The 15,336-nt window shown below is 66.7% G+C and carries 18 protein-coding genes; 11 read left to right on the forward strand and 7 right to left on the reverse strand.

Going from position 1 to position 15,336, the window contains the following annotated elements; genetic code table 11:
* Positions 1-250: 250 nt before the first annotated feature.
* Both fmt and def read right to left on the reverse strand, forming a co-directional pair.
* Positions 251-1,180 (reverse strand): methionyl-tRNA formyltransferase, encoded by a 930-nt coding sequence (gene fmt / locus KP010_RS17380; RefSeq protein WP_142862810.1) that lies wholly within the window; start codon positions 1,178-1,180, stop codon positions 251-253.
* A gap of 7 nt (positions 1,181-1,187) precedes the next feature.
* A complete protein-coding gene (def, locus tag KP010_RS17385) occupies positions 1,188-1,724 on the reverse strand; it encodes a peptide deformylase (protein ID WP_142862811.1) in 537 nt (178 codons plus the stop codon).
* A 210-nt stretch (positions 1,725-1,934) separates the two neighbouring features.
* On the opposite strand from def, the gene KP010_RS17390 reads away from it, so the two are divergent.
* From KP010_RS17390 to KP010_RS17405, 4 genes are all read left to right on the forward strand, one after another.
* On the forward strand, positions 1,935-2,627 hold the full coding sequence (locus tag KP010_RS17390; RefSeq protein ID WP_246659826.1) for a hypothetical protein: 693 nt from the start codon (positions 1,935-1,937) through the stop codon (positions 2,625-2,627).
* Positions 2,624-3,043, forward strand: a complete 420-nt coding sequence (locus tag KP010_RS17395; protein WP_142862813.1) for a hypothetical protein — start codon at positions 2,624-2,626, stop codon at positions 3,041-3,043. Before KP010_RS17390 ends, KP010_RS17395 begins: the two co-directional genes overlap by 4 nt.
* A gap of 136 nt (positions 3,044-3,179) precedes the next feature.
* The gene (locus KP010_RS17400; RefSeq protein WP_142862814.1) at positions 3,180-3,740 is read left to right on the forward strand and encodes a LemA family protein; all 561 of its coding nucleotides are present in this window, start codon (positions 3,180-3,182) and stop codon (positions 3,738-3,740) included.
* A 23-nt stretch (positions 3,741-3,763) separates the two neighbouring features.
* Positions 3,764-4,873, forward strand: coding sequence for a M48 family metallopeptidase (locus tag KP010_RS17405; protein WP_216281262.1), 1,110 nt, complete (start codon positions 3,764-3,766; stop codon positions 4,871-4,873).
* Between the two features lie 14 nt (positions 4,874-4,887).
* Here KP010_RS17405 and KP010_RS17410 read toward each other — a convergent pair whose 3' ends face one another.
* The 3 genes from KP010_RS17410 to KP010_RS17420 all read right to left on the reverse strand — a co-directional run bounded on the left by KP010_RS17410 (position 4,888) and on the right by KP010_RS17420 (position 6,713).
* Positions 4,888-5,121, reverse strand: a complete 234-nt coding sequence (locus KP010_RS17410; RefSeq protein WP_108915421.1) for a hypothetical protein — start codon at positions 5,119-5,121, stop codon at positions 4,888-4,890.
* A 325-nt stretch (positions 5,122-5,446) separates the two neighbouring features.
* Positions 5,447-6,394, reverse strand: a complete 948-nt coding sequence (locus tag KP010_RS17415; RefSeq protein ID WP_142862832.1) for a 50S ribosomal protein L11 methyltransferase — start codon at positions 6,392-6,394, stop codon at positions 5,447-5,449.
* 79 nt (positions 6,395-6,473) lie between these two features.
* The gene (locus KP010_RS17420; protein WP_108915423.1) at positions 6,474-6,713 is read right to left on the reverse strand and encodes a zinc ribbon domain-containing protein; all 240 of its coding nucleotides are present in this window, start codon (positions 6,711-6,713) and stop codon (positions 6,474-6,476) included.
* 163 nt (positions 6,714-6,876) lie between these two features.
* On the opposite strand from KP010_RS17420, the gene KP010_RS17425 reads away from it, so the two are divergent.
* Positions 6,877-8,082 carry a GNAT family N-acetyltransferase gene (locus KP010_RS17425; protein ID WP_108915424.1) on the forward strand — a complete coding sequence of 402 codons (1,206 nt, stop codon included), beginning with the start codon at positions 6,877-6,879 and terminating at the stop codon, positions 8,080-8,082.
* 1 nt (position 8,083) lies between these two features.
* Here the strand turns inward: KP010_RS17425 and KP010_RS17430 are convergent, their stop codons facing one another.
* Positions 8,084-8,251 (reverse strand): hypothetical protein, encoded by a 168-nt coding sequence (locus KP010_RS17430; protein WP_166141340.1) that lies wholly within the window; start codon positions 8,249-8,251, stop codon positions 8,084-8,086.
* A 163-nt stretch (positions 8,252-8,414) separates the two neighbouring features.
* On the opposite strand from KP010_RS17430, the gene KP010_RS17435 reads away from it, so the two are divergent.
* The 4 genes from KP010_RS17435 to KP010_RS17450 all read left to right on the forward strand — a co-directional run bounded on the left by KP010_RS17435 (position 8,415) and on the right by KP010_RS17450 (position 10,544).
* The gene (locus KP010_RS17435; protein ID WP_108915613.1) at positions 8,415-8,729 is read left to right on the forward strand and encodes a hypothetical protein; all 315 of its coding nucleotides are present in this window, start codon (positions 8,415-8,417) and stop codon (positions 8,727-8,729) included.
* A gap of 108 nt (positions 8,730-8,837) precedes the next feature.
* Positions 8,838-9,629, forward strand: coding sequence for an NAD kinase (locus KP010_RS17440; RefSeq protein ID WP_142862816.1), 792 nt, complete (start codon positions 8,838-8,840; stop codon positions 9,627-9,629).
* A 121-nt stretch (positions 9,630-9,750) separates the two neighbouring features.
* Positions 9,751-10,026 (forward strand): DUF1778 domain-containing protein, encoded by a 276-nt coding sequence (locus tag KP010_RS17445; RefSeq protein WP_142862817.1) that lies wholly within the window; start codon positions 9,751-9,753, stop codon positions 10,024-10,026.
* On the forward strand, positions 10,023-10,544 hold the full coding sequence (locus KP010_RS17450; protein WP_142862818.1) for a GNAT family N-acetyltransferase: 522 nt from the start codon (positions 10,023-10,025) through the stop codon (positions 10,542-10,544). The genes KP010_RS17445 and KP010_RS17450 overlap by 4 nt, the downstream gene beginning before the upstream one ends.
* 21 nt (positions 10,545-10,565) lie before the next feature.
* Here the strand turns inward: KP010_RS17450 and KP010_RS17455 are convergent, their stop codons facing one another.
* Entirely contained in the window at positions 10,566-11,762 is a 1,197-nt protein-coding gene (locus tag KP010_RS17455; RefSeq protein WP_142862819.1) for a DUF2336 domain-containing protein, read from the reverse strand.
* 149 nt (positions 11,763-11,911) lie between these two features.
* Between KP010_RS17455 and KP010_RS17460 the strand changes: the two genes are divergently transcribed.
* Positions 11,912-12,646 carry an aldolase/citrate lyase family protein gene (locus tag KP010_RS17460; RefSeq protein ID WP_246659827.1) on the forward strand — a complete coding sequence of 245 codons (735 nt, stop codon included), beginning with the start codon at positions 11,912-11,914 and terminating at the stop codon, positions 12,644-12,646.
* 182 nt (positions 12,647-12,828) lie between these two features.
* On the forward strand, positions 12,829-15,294 hold the full coding sequence (locus KP010_RS17465; protein WP_142862821.1) for a YfhO family protein: 2,466 nt from the start codon (positions 12,829-12,831) through the stop codon (positions 15,292-15,294).
* Positions 15,295-15,336: the final 42 nt, after the last annotated feature.

Genomic DNA, 15,336 nt, shown 5'->3' on the forward strand with positions numbered 1-15,336 from the left:
CCTTTTCCCGCTCGAGGGCGATCGAATGCGCATATTCTCCTCGCCCCACGGCGTGGGGGGGGGGGGGGGGGGGGGGGGGCCCCCGCCCCCCCCCCCCCCGCGGGGGGGGGGGGGGGGGCGGGGGGGGCGGGGGGGGGGGGGCCCGCGCCCAAGTCCCGGGGTGTCACCCCCTCCCGCTCGCCTGCGGCGATCGACCTCCCCCCTCCAGGGGGAGGTGGGGCCGCCGCCTTCTGAAATGTCGCCATCGCGGTTACGTCGCCAGCGTCATGCCCGGCGCGAGCGGGCGGCCGCGCAGAAATTCGGCTATGGCCATGGGCGCCTTGCCGCCGCGCTGCACCTCGACGAGCCGAACGGCGCCCTCGCCGCAGGCGATGAGGCCCTTGTCGTCTAGCGCCGCGCCGGGCGCGCCTTCGCCTGTCTCGAGCTTGGTCCGCAGCACTTTCACGCGCTCGACGCCATGGCCGAGATCGCTCTCGAAGAAAGCGCCGGGAAAGGGCAAGAGCCCGCGCACGAGATTGTGAATCTCACGCGCCGGGCGCCGCCAGTCGATGCGGCTCTCGCTCTTGTCGATCTTTTGCGCATAGGTCACGCCTTCTTCGGCCTGGGGCGCGAAGGAGAGGCCGTCCTCCGAGAGATCGCGCAGCGATTTGGCCATCAGCTCGGAGCCGGCGGCGGCGAGGGCGTCATGCAATTCGCCCGTCGTCATATCCTCGCCGATGGCGATGCGCGCCGTCGCGGCGACGGGGCCGGTGTCGAGCCCGGCCTCCATCTTCATCACCATCACGCCCGTCTCGGCGTCTCCGGCCATCACCGCGCGCTGGATCGGCGCCGCTCCGCGCCAGCGCGGCAGCAGGGAGCCATGCAGATTGAGGCAGCCGAAACGCGGCGCGTCCAGCGCCGCCTGCGGCAGAATGAGCCCATAGGCGGCGACCACCGCCACATCGGCGCGAAGATCGGCGAAAGCGCCGATGGTCTCGGCGTTCTTGAAGCTCTTGGGCGTGAAGACGGGGATGGCGAGCGTCTCGGCCAGCCGATGCACGGGCGAGAGCTTCAGCTCCATGCCGCGGCCGGCCGGGGCCGGCGCGCGCGTGTAGACGGCCGCGACCTCATGGCCGTCGGCGATGATTTTCTGGAGCAGAGGCGCGGCGAAATCGGGCGTGCCCATGAAGACGACGCGCATGAGGGCGTTACGCCTCGACCTTGTCGGCGACGGGAGCGGCGCGCGCTGCGGCCTTGGCGAATTTCTTCACCACGCGCTCGCGCTTCAGCCGGGAGAGATGGTCGATGAAGAGGCCGCCCTCGAGATGGTCGATCTCGTGCTGGAGCACGGTGGCGAGCAGCCCGTCGGCCTCGATCTCCTGCGTCGCGCCCGTGCGGTCGAGATAGCGCACGCGCACGCGCGCCGGGCGCTGCACATCCTCGAAATAATCGGGAACCGAGAGGCAGCCCTCCTGATAGACGAACAGCTCCTCCGAGACCCAGACGATCTCGGGATTGATGAAGAACATGGGATTCTTCGGCTCGTCGCCGCGCGTCGCGTCGGCGACCACGATGCGCTTGGGCACGGCGATCTGGATCGCCGCCAAGCCCACGCCAGGGGCCTCGTACATGGTCTCGAGCATATCGTCGAGAAGCCGCTGAAGCTCGCCGTCGAAGGTCGCGACGGGCTCGGAGACGAGCCGCAGCCGCGGATCGGGCAGGGTGATGATGGGACGAATGGCCATTGCTGTCGCGCCTGAGGGTCTCGCGGTCGAGGGTTTCTCGCTCGAAATAGGGATGCGCCCCGTCTCCGTCAAATGGACGCCGGCGCGGCTTTGTCGCAGATTATATTCCGCTTCGCTCCGCAATGTAAGCGCGATCGGGCGGCGCACTGGCCGAGGATTTTGTTGACAGCGCGCCATCGCGCTGAATCTATGACGGCGCAGGAGGCGCTCATGGAAAATCTCATAGGCGTGGGGTTGTACACCCCGGCGGAGGCGGGCCGGCTCCTCGCGATCGCCCCTGGAAAGCTGGCGCGGTGGCTGCGCGGCCGTCACGTCGGCGAGCATGAATATGCTCCGCTTTGGAAATCGCAAATCGACCTCGACAACGGCCATGTCTATTTGGGATTTCGCGATCTCATGGAAGCGCGAATTGCCGACAAGTTCATGCGTTGCGGAGTCTCGTCCCGACGCGTGCGCGCGGCGATCCAGATCGCGCGCGAGATCATCGGCGATGAGCGGCCGCTGTCGACCGATCGATTTCGGACAGACGGTCGAGACATTTTTCTGCGCGTCGCCGAAACCGACGAGCATGGGGAAGAGCGGGAAGGATTGTTGAACCTGTTCCGGCGTCAATACGAGTTCAAGCAGATCATCGAGCCATTGCTGAAGTCGGTCGATTTCGATGACAAAGGCGCGCCTTTTCAATGGTGGCCGGCCGGGCGTCGCACGAACGTCGTGGTCGATCCAGCGAGGTCGTTCGGCCAGCCGATCGATGCTTCGACGAGCGTGCCGACCGCGGTCTTGGCCGTGGCGGCAAATCGAGACGGGGTCGAGACGGCCGCCGTGGCGTTTGATGTCCCCGAGACCTCGGTCAGACGCGCTGTCGAGTTCGAGGCCGAACTAGAGCGGCGGCTCGCCGCGTGAAGGTGCTGTTCGACAATTGCACAGCGCCGGTCATGGCGTCGACTTTAGACGGCTTTGTTTCATCATTTGGACATCGCGCATTTCATATCAAAGACGCGCCGGGGTTGCCCAATGGCCGCCATGCCTCCGATTTCGAATGGATCGACTATCTACGGAAAAGTCCCGACGCATGGATGTTCGTTTCGGGAGACGGCCGCATCTTGAAAAATGCGGCCGAACGCGCTGCGCTTCGCTCGGCCGGTCTTCACGGCTTCGTTGTCGCGCCCGCATATCAGAAGACGCCGTTGCATCAGGTCGCGGCCACGCTCGTCTGGAAGTGGCCTGAAATCGAGGCCGTCACCAAATTGATCGCGCCGCCTTCGATGCATGAGATTCCGATCGGCAAGAATGTCAGGCTTCGATCTTTGCCCCTATGAGGATTTCGGCAGATTTGCGCTCGACGGGTAGGTCCTGCTCCATTGTGCGCCGTCGCACTTTCGCGTGTCGCGAAAGCCGGATACGACTTGCGCATTCCGCCGTCGGCGTGCGGCGGGAAGATCCAAGGAGCCCCAAATGACCGCTCTCGTCCTTCTCGGCGTATTGGTTCTCGCCGTCCTCTGGCTCATCGGCTCCTACAATAGCCTGGTGACGCTGCGCCAGCGCTGCCGTCAGGCTTTCTCGGACATAGACGTGCAGCTGAAGCAGCGTCATGACCTCATCCCCAATCTGGTGGAGACGGTGAAGGGCTACGCCGCTCATGAGCGCGGCACGCTCGAGGAGCTCGTCGCCGCCCGCAACAAGGCCGTCGCCGCGCAGGGGCCGCAGGCGCAGGCCGCGGCCGAGAGCGCGCTCAACGGCGTGCTCGGCCGGCTGTTCGCCCTCGCCGAGAATTATCCAGATCTGAAAGCCAATCAGAACTTTCAGCAGCTGCAGAGCGAGCTGTCCGACGTGGAGAACAAGATCGCGGCGGCGCGGCGCTTCTTCAACAACGCCTCGGCCGAATATAATGCGGCCCGCGAGAGCGTCCCCGCCGCCTTCTACGCCGCGTCCTTCGGCTTTGCGCCGCAGGAGTTCTTCAATCTCGAGGATGGCGAGCGCAAGGCCGTCCGAGAGATTCCCAAAGTGCAGTTCTGAGCCTCCCTCAACACGCTGGGCCCATGTTTCACGCTTACGGCCTCTACACTCATATCCGAGCCAATCGGCTGCGCTCGCTGCTGCTGCTCGCGGGATTCGTCGCCCTGCTGCTGGCGCTGATGTTCGCCGCGGCGCTTCTCTTCGAGGCGTCGGAGGATGCAACGCTGCCGCAGATCATGGCGCGCGCGCTGCGCGATCTCGAGCAGGGCTGGCCGATCGCTTTCGGCGCCGCCGGGCTGTGGTTCGCCATCGCCTATGTCTTTCATCAAAAACTCATCGACATGGCGACCGGCGCCGCCGATGTGACGCGCGAGGATGCTCCGCGCCTCTATAATCTCTTGGAAAATCTCTGCATCTCGCGCGGCATTGCGACGCCGGCGCTGAAGATCATCGAGGATGGCGCGCTCAACGCCTATGCCTCCGGCGTGAGCGAGGGCCATTACGCCGTCACCGTCACGCGCGGCCTTCTCGACCATTTGGACGACGTCGAGATCGAGGCGGTGATCGGCCATGAGCTGACCCATATTCGCAATCGCGACGTTCAGCTGATGGTGGTGGCCGCGGTTTTCGTCGGCATATTCGCCTTCGTCGGCGATCTCGTCATTCGCAATTGGGGCTTTGGTTTCTCGCCCAGACGCACTGCCGAGGAAGGCCGCGATCGCGGCGGCGCGAGCGGCGCCGGCCTCGCGATAATCATCGCTCTCGCCATCATCGCGCTGAGCTGGGGCCTCTCGGTGCTGATTCGCTTCGCCATCTCGCGCTCGCGCGAATTTCTCGCCGACGCGGGCTCTGCGGAGCTCACCAAAAATCCCGATGCGATGATCTCGGCGCTGCGCAAGATCGAGGCGAACGCCCTCATCCCCGACATGCCCTCGCGCATGGGCGCCTTCTTCATCGAGAGCCCGCGCAAGGCGCGCGCGCTGTTTTCGACGCATCCTTCCGTCGACGATCGCGTCGCCGCTCTGGTGCGCTACGCCGGCGGGCGCGACATGCCGAAACTGGAGCCGCCGCCGCCGATCGAGAATCACGGGCCCTGGGAGGCGCAACCGGCGCCCGACGCGCCGGGCTTTCTGCCGCGCGACGGCCGCAGCCCGCTCGATCCGCCTTCCGCCTCGAACGGACCTTGGGGCTGAACGGCGGATAGGCGTCAGCCGCATCCCTGCTCGGCGACGAGGGCGAGCGAGGTCAGCGCCGAGACGCGCGGCGGCGCGTCGCGCCGCAGTTCCAGCGCCGCATTGCGCGCCGTCTCCGCCGATTGGAACAAGCGCCCTTCCAGCGGCCGAAACGATTGCTTCGCCGCATAGAAACGATAGCCGTTCGCGTCACGGGCGATGACGCCGACGGCCTCCTCGCCGAGCTCGATAATATAGGCGTCGGACATTTTCGGCCTCCTTCTCCGCGGCGCGCGCCCTCGAAAATCATTGCGGGCTTCGCTGCTTTCGAGCACATAGGCTCCTGCGGATTGTTCGCTATGTCAAATAGTATGTTCTTTTAATAGAACACTTCCAAAAGAATAAACACGCTCCCGAACGGCGCTATGCAAAAACCTTTTCTCTCGGCCCGTCACGGCCTGGAGCCTTTATCAGGACCTCTTCGAATCGGGCGCGCCGATCGCCAATTTTCTGCCTTTCGTTCCGCTCGGCATGGCGCTGCTCGTTGCGCTCGGCAAGGTCGTCGAGACCAAGGCGGCGGGGGGCCCCTTCGTCTCAGTCGTCGTCTTCGTCATCGGGCAGGCGCCAATCCGGCCGGGGCGCGGCGCCGCCGCTGCGCAGCAGCAGGGTCGCCCAACCGTCTATGTCGCGGCGCTTCGCCAGTGAAAAGCCCTGCGCGCGATAGGCCGAGAGCACGCCGGGCACGTCGCGCGCCAGCAGGCCGGAGAGCACGAGCTCGGCCCCCGGCGCGGCGACGGCGGCGATCTTGGGCGCGAGCAGGCGCAGCGGCTTGGCGAGAATATTGGCGAAGATCAGATCATAACGGTCCGGCGCCAGCGCCGGATGCCGCACGCCCACCGCGACGACCGGCCGCACCAGATCGCCGACCCCGTTGAAGCGCGCGTTGACGCCGGCCGTCTCCACCGCCACAGGGTCGATATCGCCGCAGGCGATGGGCTGTCGCAGCAGGCGCGCGGCGGCGATGGCGAGCACGCCGGTGCCGGTCCCGACATCCAGCACATTCTGCGGGCGCCGCTGCTTGCAGATTTCGGCCAGCGTCAGCAGGCAGCCGAGCGTGGTGCCGTGATGGCCGGTGCCGAAGGCCAGCGCCGCCTCTATCTCTATGCCGATGTCGCTAGAGCGCACACGGCCGCGATCATGCGAGCCATGGACCAGGAATCGCCCGGCGCGCACCGGCCGCAGGCCCTCGAGCGAGGCGCCGACCCAGTCCTTCTGCGAAATCTCGAAAAATTGCGCGGCCGCGGCGGCCTCCGCGCCGGCGGCGGCCTCGATCAGCGCGCGGATCTGCGCTTCGTCGGGCGGATCGCCGAAATAGACTTCGACGGCCCAGCTTTTTTCGTCCGGCTCCTCGAAAGCCGTGGCCGCGGTCTCGGCCGGGTCGAAGGTCTCGACCACGAGATCGGCGATGGCGCGCGCGGATGTTTGGTCGCAGACGAGGCGCAGGCCGTGGCTGGCGCCATTGGGGGGAAGTCCTTCGAGCATGAGCGCGCTTAGCACGCCCACACGGCGGCGTCATCCCGCCCTCTGGCGGAGCGCCGGAGGCTCCGCTCGGCGGGCGCTGTCAGCTCTTCGGCTTCGCCTGAATTTCCTTCTTGCTGAAATTGGACAGCTCGCCCTCGGCGGCGGCCGCCTTGCGCCAGGATTTGGCGATGGCGGGATATTTGATCTCGACGCAGATTTTGGCGACCTGCTGCTCCAGCTTCTCGCTTCCGCAAGACGGACAGACGGGCGTGTCCGAAGCGCGGACCAGCAGTTCGAACTCCGCATGGCAGTCTCGGCATTCATAGGAGTAGAGCGGCATTAGTTCCCTCGTCCATTCCTCTCATCGGCGGATAGGCGCCTATTTTTGAAGCAATAACCGTACCGGAGGAGGGCGGACAAAAAGCCGATTGGAACGTCTTTCGCTTCGCGTAGAGTGTGCAGCTCTCTGCAAAATCGCGGGCGCCATGTGTTCAGATCATAGGATGTCTTCCACTCGTCTGACGGCCCGCTTCGTCCCCTCGCTCGAGCAGATCGACGCCGCGGCCTGGGACGCGCTCGCCAATCCGCCCGGCCTCACCGCCGAGGAGGCCGGGGGCGAGCGGCACAATCCCTTTATCTCCAGCGCCTTCCTGCTGGCGCTGGAGCGCTCCAAATCGGTCGGCGGGCGCAGCGGCTGGACGCCGCTCTACACGATTCTCGAAGACGCCGAAGGCCGCCTCGTCGCGGCCGCGCCTTCCTATATGAAGATGCACAGCATGGGCGAATATGTCTTCGATTTCGGCTGGGCTCAGGCCTATGAGAACGCTGGCGGGCGCTATTATCCCAAGGTGCAGGTGGCGGTTCCCTTCACCCCGGCCACGGGGCGGCGGCTGCTCGTCGCCCGCGACGCGCCGGAGGGCGCGCTGCCGGGCCTGATCCATGCGCTGCGCGCGCTGCGCCAAGCGGCGGAGGCCTCCTCGATCCATGTCACCTTCGCGACAGAGGGCGAGGTCGGCGCGCTGGCGGCCGAGGGCTTCGCCCCGCGCGCCGGCGAGCAGTTCCATTTCTTCAACGAAAACTATCGCGATTTCGACGATTTCCTAGCCGCGCTCTCCTCGCGCAAACGCAAGACGATCAAGCGCGAGCGCCGAGACGCGCTGGGCGACGACGTCTCGATCGATCTTCTGACCGGGGCGGACATACAGCCCGCGCATTGGGAGAAATTCTACGCCTTCTATATGGACACGGGCGCGCGCAAATGGGGACGGCCCTATCTGACGCGCGATTTCTTCGATCGCATCGGCGAGACGATGGCGGACCGCATCCTCCTGGTGATGGCGCGGCGCGATGGGCATTACATCGCCGGGGCGATCAATTTTCTGGGCGACGATGCGATTTACGGCCGCAATTGGGGCGCGCTGGAGGAGCGGCCCTTCCTGCATTTCGAGGTCTGCTATTATCAGGCGATCGAATACGCCATTCGCCATGGCTACAAACGCGTGGAGGCCGGCGCGCAGGGCGAGCACAAGCTGGCGCGCGGCTATCGGCCCGTCGCCACCCATTCGGCGCATGATTTCGCCGACGCGCGGCTGCGAACCGCGGTGGTCGAGTTTCTCTCGCGCGAGAAAGTGGCCGTGGACGAGGCGATCGCCGATTATGAGGCGAGCCTGCCCTTCCGCCGCGACGAGGCGGGCGACGCCGAATCGTGAATCAGCGCGAATCCGGCGTCTTCGCCTCCGGTTCGCTCTCGGGCGCGCCGGACGATTGCGCGGCCGCCTTGCGTCGGCGCAGATTGGCCCTGAGCGCGGCGGCCAGCGCCGCGGCGTTCTTCTTGGGCGGCGGTGGCGGCTGGCGGCTTTTCTTTCCTTCCTCGGTCATAGCGGGGCTCGATCTTGCGGCTCTTTGTCGGCTTCTGCCTCTTCCTCGCGCTGATGGGCGCGGCGGGAATGGCTCTGTCTCTGTTCTACGGCGACGGCGCCAGCCGGCACAAAATTTGCTGGCTTTCGTCGCGAAGTTCAATCCAGCACGAGTGACGACGACAATGCAAACGACTTTCATCAGAAATACCGACGATGGCCATAAAGTAGAAGTCATCGGTCCTTATGTCTGTGTGGACGGCAAGCCGGTCGCCGATCGCGTCGTCGAGGTCAAGGACCATCCCAATCGCTTGCGGATTCTGCACACGCTGCCCAACGCCGCCTTCATGGCCGGCCCTGTGGTGCTGACGGCCGAGGAAGCATCCCTTGTCCGCGGCGCGCTGCTGCAGGCCAAGCCCTCGCCGACCGATCCGGTCGCGATCAACGAGCAGCTCCGCAACGCCATCAATGCGCGCAACCGCGAGGCGGGCATAGAATAATCTCGCTCGTCTCGAGGGATCGCCTCCCGTTTCCTTCCGACTTCGCCGGGTGTATGGAATTCGGCCCACGCCGCCGCGAGCGCGGCCCCCGCCGAGCCAGGTCCCCCCATGTCCGAGTCCGGCGAAACGCCGAACAATTATAAAAAGCTCGCCTTCCTCTCCTCCGGCACGCCGGAGGCCGATGGAGCGCGGGCGCGGCTCGTCGCCAAATATGGCGAGGTTGCGCCGGAGGAGGCCGATTGCATCGTCGCGCTCGGCGGCGATGGCTTGATGCTGCGCACGCTGCATCGCTTCATGGGCGCCGGCAAGCCGATCTACGGAATGAATCGCGGCTCCGTCGGCTTTCTGATGAACGAGTATCGCGAGAGCGCCCTGCGCAAGCGCATCGCCGAATCCAAGCCCTCGATCATCCATCCGCTGCTGATGCGCGCGACCAACACGCATGGCGACGAATTCGCCGCCCATGCGATCAACGAGGTCTCGCTGCTGCGCCAGAGCTCGCAGATCGCCAAGCTGCGCATATTGGTGAATGGCCAGGAGCGCCTGCCCGAGCTCATCACCGATGGCGTATTGGTGGCGACGCCGGCCGGCTCCACCGCCTACAATCTCTCCGCCAATGGCCCCATATTGCCGCTCGACGCGCCTTTGATGGCGCTGACGCCCATCTCCGCCTTTCGCCCGCGGCGCTGGCGCGGCGCGCTGCTGCCGGACGCCGCCAAAGTGCGGCTGGAAGTCTTGGAGGCGGACAAGCGCCCGGTCTCCGTCGTCGCCGATCACGACGAATTTCGCGATGCGCTACAGGTCGACGTCGAGATGGATCACGGGACAGATCTCATTCTCCTGCACGACGCGGGGCACTCGCTGGAAGAGAGAATATTGCGCGAGCAGTTCGGCTATTGAGACGCGGCGGCGAGGACATCGCCAGATAGAAGGCCGAGCGCGAAAGACCACGGTCTAGCCAGACCGTGTTTCCTTGCTATGTACGGATACAATCCGTATGCTCGGCCGAGAGGTGAGGACCATGCCCCGCGAAAATGTCGATAGCGGCCGGGTCGAGCTGCGGCTCGCGCCCGAAGACAAGGCCGTGCTGGCGCGCGCCGCCGCGCTCGAGCGACTCGACCTCACCAGCTTCATCCTGCGCGCCGTCTTGCCGCGCGCCCGCGCCGTCATTTCCAAATCAGAAAAGCTGTCGCTGTCAGAACGCGATTCCTCGCGCGTGCTCGATCTGCTCGAAAATCCGCCGGACCCGCCCGCGCGCCTCGTCCGCGCGGCCAAGGCGGGCTTCGTTCTCGAGTGACGGCTCTCGTTTGGGAGGAGGCGCCGCTCGGCAAGAACCACGACCGCAACGCTTTCGACTGCGGCGAGCGCATACTCGACACCTATCTGAAGCGCTACGCACGCCAAAATCATGAGAGCGGCGGCGCGAAATGCTTCGTCGCCACGCCGTGCGACGCGCCGGCGCGCATCCTCGGCTTCTATACGCTGAGCCCCGCCTCGATCGAATTCAGCCGCGCTCCGGCCGTCGTGACACGCGGGCTCGGCCGCTATCAAGTCCCGGCCTTCCGCCTCGATCGACTCGCCGTGGATCTCGGCGTGCAAGGACGCGGGCTCGGCGGACGGCTGCTGCTGCGCGCCGCCGAGCGTTGCATGACGGTCGCGCGAGAAGTGGGCGGGGTCGCTCTGCTGATCGACGCCAAGAACGATCGGGCCGCGCAATGGTACGAAGGCTATGGCGCGTCGCGTCTTCTCGATGCGCCTCTCTCGCTCGTGCTGCCCTTCTCGGTCGTCCAGAAAGCTCTGAAGCAGGAGAGTTAGCGCGCCGCCGCCGCCCCACCCTCACGCCGCGACGAGCAGTTGCGCCTCCAGCGCCGCCATGTCGACGAGCGAAGCGCTCGTCAGCGCCGCAGCCGCCTCGCGGGCGTCTTCGCGCAGCGCCTCGGCCTCGAAGCGGCGCAGCAGCGCCGTCAGCCGGTCCAGCTCGCCGCCCTTGATCCCGTCGCAAGAGGTCAGCACACGCTGCACCATCGCCAGCGACAAACGCGCGCCGGACGGCGCCCCCGCATAGCCGAACGCCCTCTGCGACTCCAATGCGGCGCGATAGGCCGGCAGAAGATTGGCAGGCATTCCCGCGCGCGCATAGAGCGCCGCGAAGCCGGCGCCGTCGAAATCGCGCGTCAGGCCGGCGACCTTCTCCTCGTCGAGGCCCGACAATTCGGCGAGCGTCGCCTCGAACAACGCGCGATTGCCCGAGAGCAGCGCGCGCAGAGCGAGGCTCGGCGTCAGCCGCGCCTTGCGCCGCAAATGGCCGACCAGCATTCGCACGCCTCTGCGGCCCTCGCTATCGTTCGCCGTGGCGGCGATGACGATATTGGCCTTGTCGCGCGCCTCCTGCATGATGCGACGCGTTCGCTCCGGCGACAGCCAATCGCGATCGAGCACGAAGGAGGCGAGGCTCGCGGCCGTCGCCTCGACGAGATCGACGCGCACCGCCGCCGGCAGAATGGGGCGGGAGAGCAGCGCCTCGCGCAATTGCGCATCATCGCCGAACCGCTCGATCATGCGGCGCATGGCGAAGGCCGGCAGCTCGGCCCCCGGATTGACGGCGAGCGAAATCAACGCCTCGCAGGCGCCGATTTCGGCGATGGCCGAGGCGAGGCCGGTGGGCACATGGGCGCGCAGCGCAATGGCGCTCTGCGAAAAGACGTCGCCGACAGCCGCGCAATCGATGAGCTCGCTCTCGCCGAGCAGCGGCGAGCGCGACAGCACCATGGCCGCAATGTCCGACTGATCATTGGCCAGCGCCGAGACGATGCAATGCGGCGCGTCGGGCGCGCTGGCGAAGACCTTGGCCAGCGCGCGGCGCACCAGCGGCGACGGATCGTCGAGCAGAGCGGCGAGGACCGTCTCCGCCTCGCGCTTCATCGGCGCGTCGAGATCGCTGACGAGATAGGCGCGCGCCAAGGCGGCTGCGCCTTCCACTCTGAGGGCCGTCGGCGCGGTTTGCGCCCATTGCAGAAAATTTCTTACGATCATCGGCGCTCTGGGCTTTTCTCGACGGCGCTTCCAATGCCGAACCGGGGTCCGCTTCGGCGGGAAGCGCTCTATGTGCTCGACCGGACTTGACGCGTTCCCGTCGAGAATCGCGACTTATGGTAAATGCCCGCTTAAGATCACGGCGGCGAATGGCGGATGTATCGAAGATGCGCTCGTTTTTTCTCGTCGCGCCGCGCGAGGAGGCCTTCGCCGCCGCGCTCGCCAGCGGCGCCGACGCCATCGTCCTCGATCTTTGCGACTCTCGCGAAGCTTCGCGGAGCGGCGCTGCGGCGCTGATCCGACGTCCGCGCCCGCCCGGGCTGCGGCTCTACGCGCGCATCGCGGCGCTCGACAGCGCGGCCATCGACGCCGATCTCGCTTCCGTCGTCGGCGCGGGCGCGGATGGGATCTTTCTGCCGCAGGCCTGCGGCGGAGCGAGCGTGCAGCATGTGTCCGCCAAGCTCGCCGTGCAGGAGGCCGAATGCGGCCGCGCCGACGGCGCGACCCGCATCGTCGCTCTCGCCACGCAGACGCCGGCGGCGATCTTCGCTCTGTCCAGCTACGCCGGCGCCTCCGCCCGCCTCGAGGCGCTCGCCTTCGATGTCGAGCCGCTGCGCCGCGCGCTGGGCGTGGAGCCGCACAGCGTGGCGGCGAATGATCCGGCCTCGCCCGTCTCGGTCGCGCGCGCGCTGCTGCTGCTCGGCGCGGCGGCGGCCGGCGTCGCGGCGATCGACGCGCCTTTCGCGGCCATCGGCGATGCGGAGGGCCTCGTCGCGCAATGCCGCGCCGCGCGGCGCGACGGATTCGGCGCCAAGCTCGCTTTGGACGCCGCACAAATCCCAGTGATAAACCAGACTTTCGGCGAGACCCCGCCTGCGCTATAGAAGGCCGCGCCCGAACGCATTCATCATGAGTTCATGAAAGTGAAATCAATCTGAGCGGGAATTCGAGCGCAGCGTCGTCGCCGAGCGACGCGCTCCCGCCCGGACATCCCGCTCTCGAGAGTGAATTGCCGTCGCGCGACGCCGCCGATAGCCGGCTCGCGATGGTTCAGACAGGTTCGAACATGTCGATCAGCGACCGCCCGCTCGGCCTATCGGGCGCCGAGGACTCCCCGCTCGCGCTCAGCGAAACGCGCCGGGCGCTCGCCGGACCGGACGCCCTCCACGCCCATATATGGGCGCGCCGCGACGCCTTCGCCGCCCTCGCCGGCCTCATGCTGTTCATCGCTCTGGCGGCGGGCCTGTGGCTGGCGAGCGGCGCGGTGGTGCCCTGGGATTCGAAAAACCATTTCTATCCCATGTTCCGCTTTCTCGGCGAGGCGCTGCGCCGGGGCGACGTGCCGCTCTGGAATCCCTATCATTTCGCTGGACATCCCTCTGTCGCCGATCCGCAATCGCTGATTTTCGCGCCGACCTTCTTCCTCTTCGCGCTGCTGCGTCCGGCTGCGACGATGCAGGAGTTCGATGTCTTCGTGCTGGCGCATCTCCTGATGGGCGGCGCCGGAATATTGGCGCTCTGCGCGCGGCGCGGCTTCGTCCCCACGGCCGCCGTTCTGGCGGGGATGATCTTCATGCTGGGCGGGGTCGCGGCCTCGCGGCTCCAGCATACGGGAATGATCATCTCCTACAGCTTCTTCCCGCTCGCCCTGCTGACGCTGGAGATCATGCTGGAGAAGCCGCGCCTGCTCTATGGCGTCGGCTTCGGAATTCTCGCCAGCCTGATGGCGCTCGGTCGCGATCAGGTCGCCTTTCTCTTCTGCCTCGTGCTGATCGCTCGACTGCTCCATGCGGCGGCCGTCTCCTCCCGGCCGCTGGATTATCTGCTCGGCCGCTGGCCGGCGCTGCTGGCCGCTGGCGCGACGGGCGGCGCGATCCTCGCCGTTCCTGTGCTGCTGACTCTGCAATTTCTCGCGGCCTCCAACCGGCCGGGCATCGCCTTCGGCGTCGCTGCGGCGGGCTCGCTGGCGCCCGTCAATCTCGCCACTCTGCTCGCGCCCGACATCTTCGGCTCGCTGAACAAGAGCTATGATTATTGGGGCCCGGGCTATGACACCATGGCCGCGCCGGACTGGACCGATCGCGCCATCGACTATCTCTTCATCGGCGCCGCGCCCGTCGTTCTGGGCTTCTGGCACGGGCTCGCCGGCGGGCGTATCTTCGCCGAGGAGATGCGCTTTTTCCATTACATGCTCGCCGCCGCGCTGATCTATACGCTCGGCCGCTGGACGCCCGTGTTTTCCGCCATTTATGATTTCTTTCCCGGCGTGTCGCTCTATCGCCGGCCGGCCGACGCGGCCTTCGTGCTCAACGCCGGCTTCGCGCTCAGCGCCGCCTATCTGCTGCATCGCTATGTCGCTCACGGCGCGCCGCGCCCGTTTCAGAAAATGCCGCGCGCACTCGCCCATGGGCTTTCTGCGGCGGCCGTCGGCGCCGCCCTCGCGCTGATCCTCGGCGGGCTGGCCTTCTCCTTCGCCCATGGCCATGGCGCGGAGTCGCTCGTCGCCGTGGCCGCATCTCTCCTCGTCGCCGGCGCGGTGGCCGCGGCTCTCGTTCTCGGCGACAGATTCGCGAGGCGCGGCCTCGTCGCGTTTCTGCTCGTCGCCGCCACCGGGGGCGAACTGCTGTGGCGCAACGCCGCCGATCCGCTGAACGCAGAGCCGGCGACGCGCTATTCCATTCTCGACGACGCCTCGGCCGCCGAGCGCGGAGCCATCGCCGCGCTGCGCAAAGACATTTCCGAGCGCGCCGCCAAGGGCGAGCGTCCGCGCATCGAAATTCTGGGCCTGCCCGGCGGCTGGCAGAACGCCTCTATGATTCTCGGCCTCGAGGACACGCTCGGCTATAATCCGCTGCGCATCGCCGATTATGAGCGCGCCGTCGGGCCGGGCGACAACGCCGTCGACCCCAATCTGCGGCATTATCCGGGCACGTTCCGCGGCTATAAATGCAAGCTCGCGCGGCTGCTCGGCCTCGATTATCTGGTGCTCGGCCGCCCGCTCGCGCGTATGCCGCGGCATATGCCGCGCCCCAGCGCCTCGCCGATCTTCGTCTCCGACCAGATCTATGTCTACAAGCTCGGCCGCGCCGCGCCGCGCGCCTATTTGGCCACGCATGTGGCCGGCGTCGATTCCGACGCGGCCATCGCCGAGGACGACATCCCCGATTTCGACGGCGCCCGCGAGGCGCTGGTCGATCTGGCCGATCTGCCGCGACTCGATCCCGCCCTCGCCGGCGCAATCGCGGCCGGCGCGCCGGACGGACGAGCGACGATCGTCTCCTATGAGAACGACCGCATTCTGATCGATGTCGAATCGGAGCAGGATGGGCTGCTCGTCCTCCATGATCTCTATTATCCCGGCTGGGAGGCGCGCGTGGACGGCGCGCCGGCGCCGATCGTCAAGGCCAATATTCTGTTCCGCGGCGTGCCGATGGCCAAGGGCCGCCATAAGGTGGAATTCCTATTTCGGCCGTTTTCGCTCGCCAATCTCGGCTCCGCCGCCTCCACCCTGCTCGACCACCGGGAGGAGTGACAGGGCGGACGGCGGGCGTCACAATGAACGTCGAAATCGGGC

Origin of the sequence: Methylosinus sp. KRF6 (genome assembly GCF_018887255.1) — a bacterium.
Lineage (GTDB): Bacteria > Pseudomonadota > Alphaproteobacteria > Rhizobiales > Beijerinckiaceae > Methylosinus > Methylosinus sporium.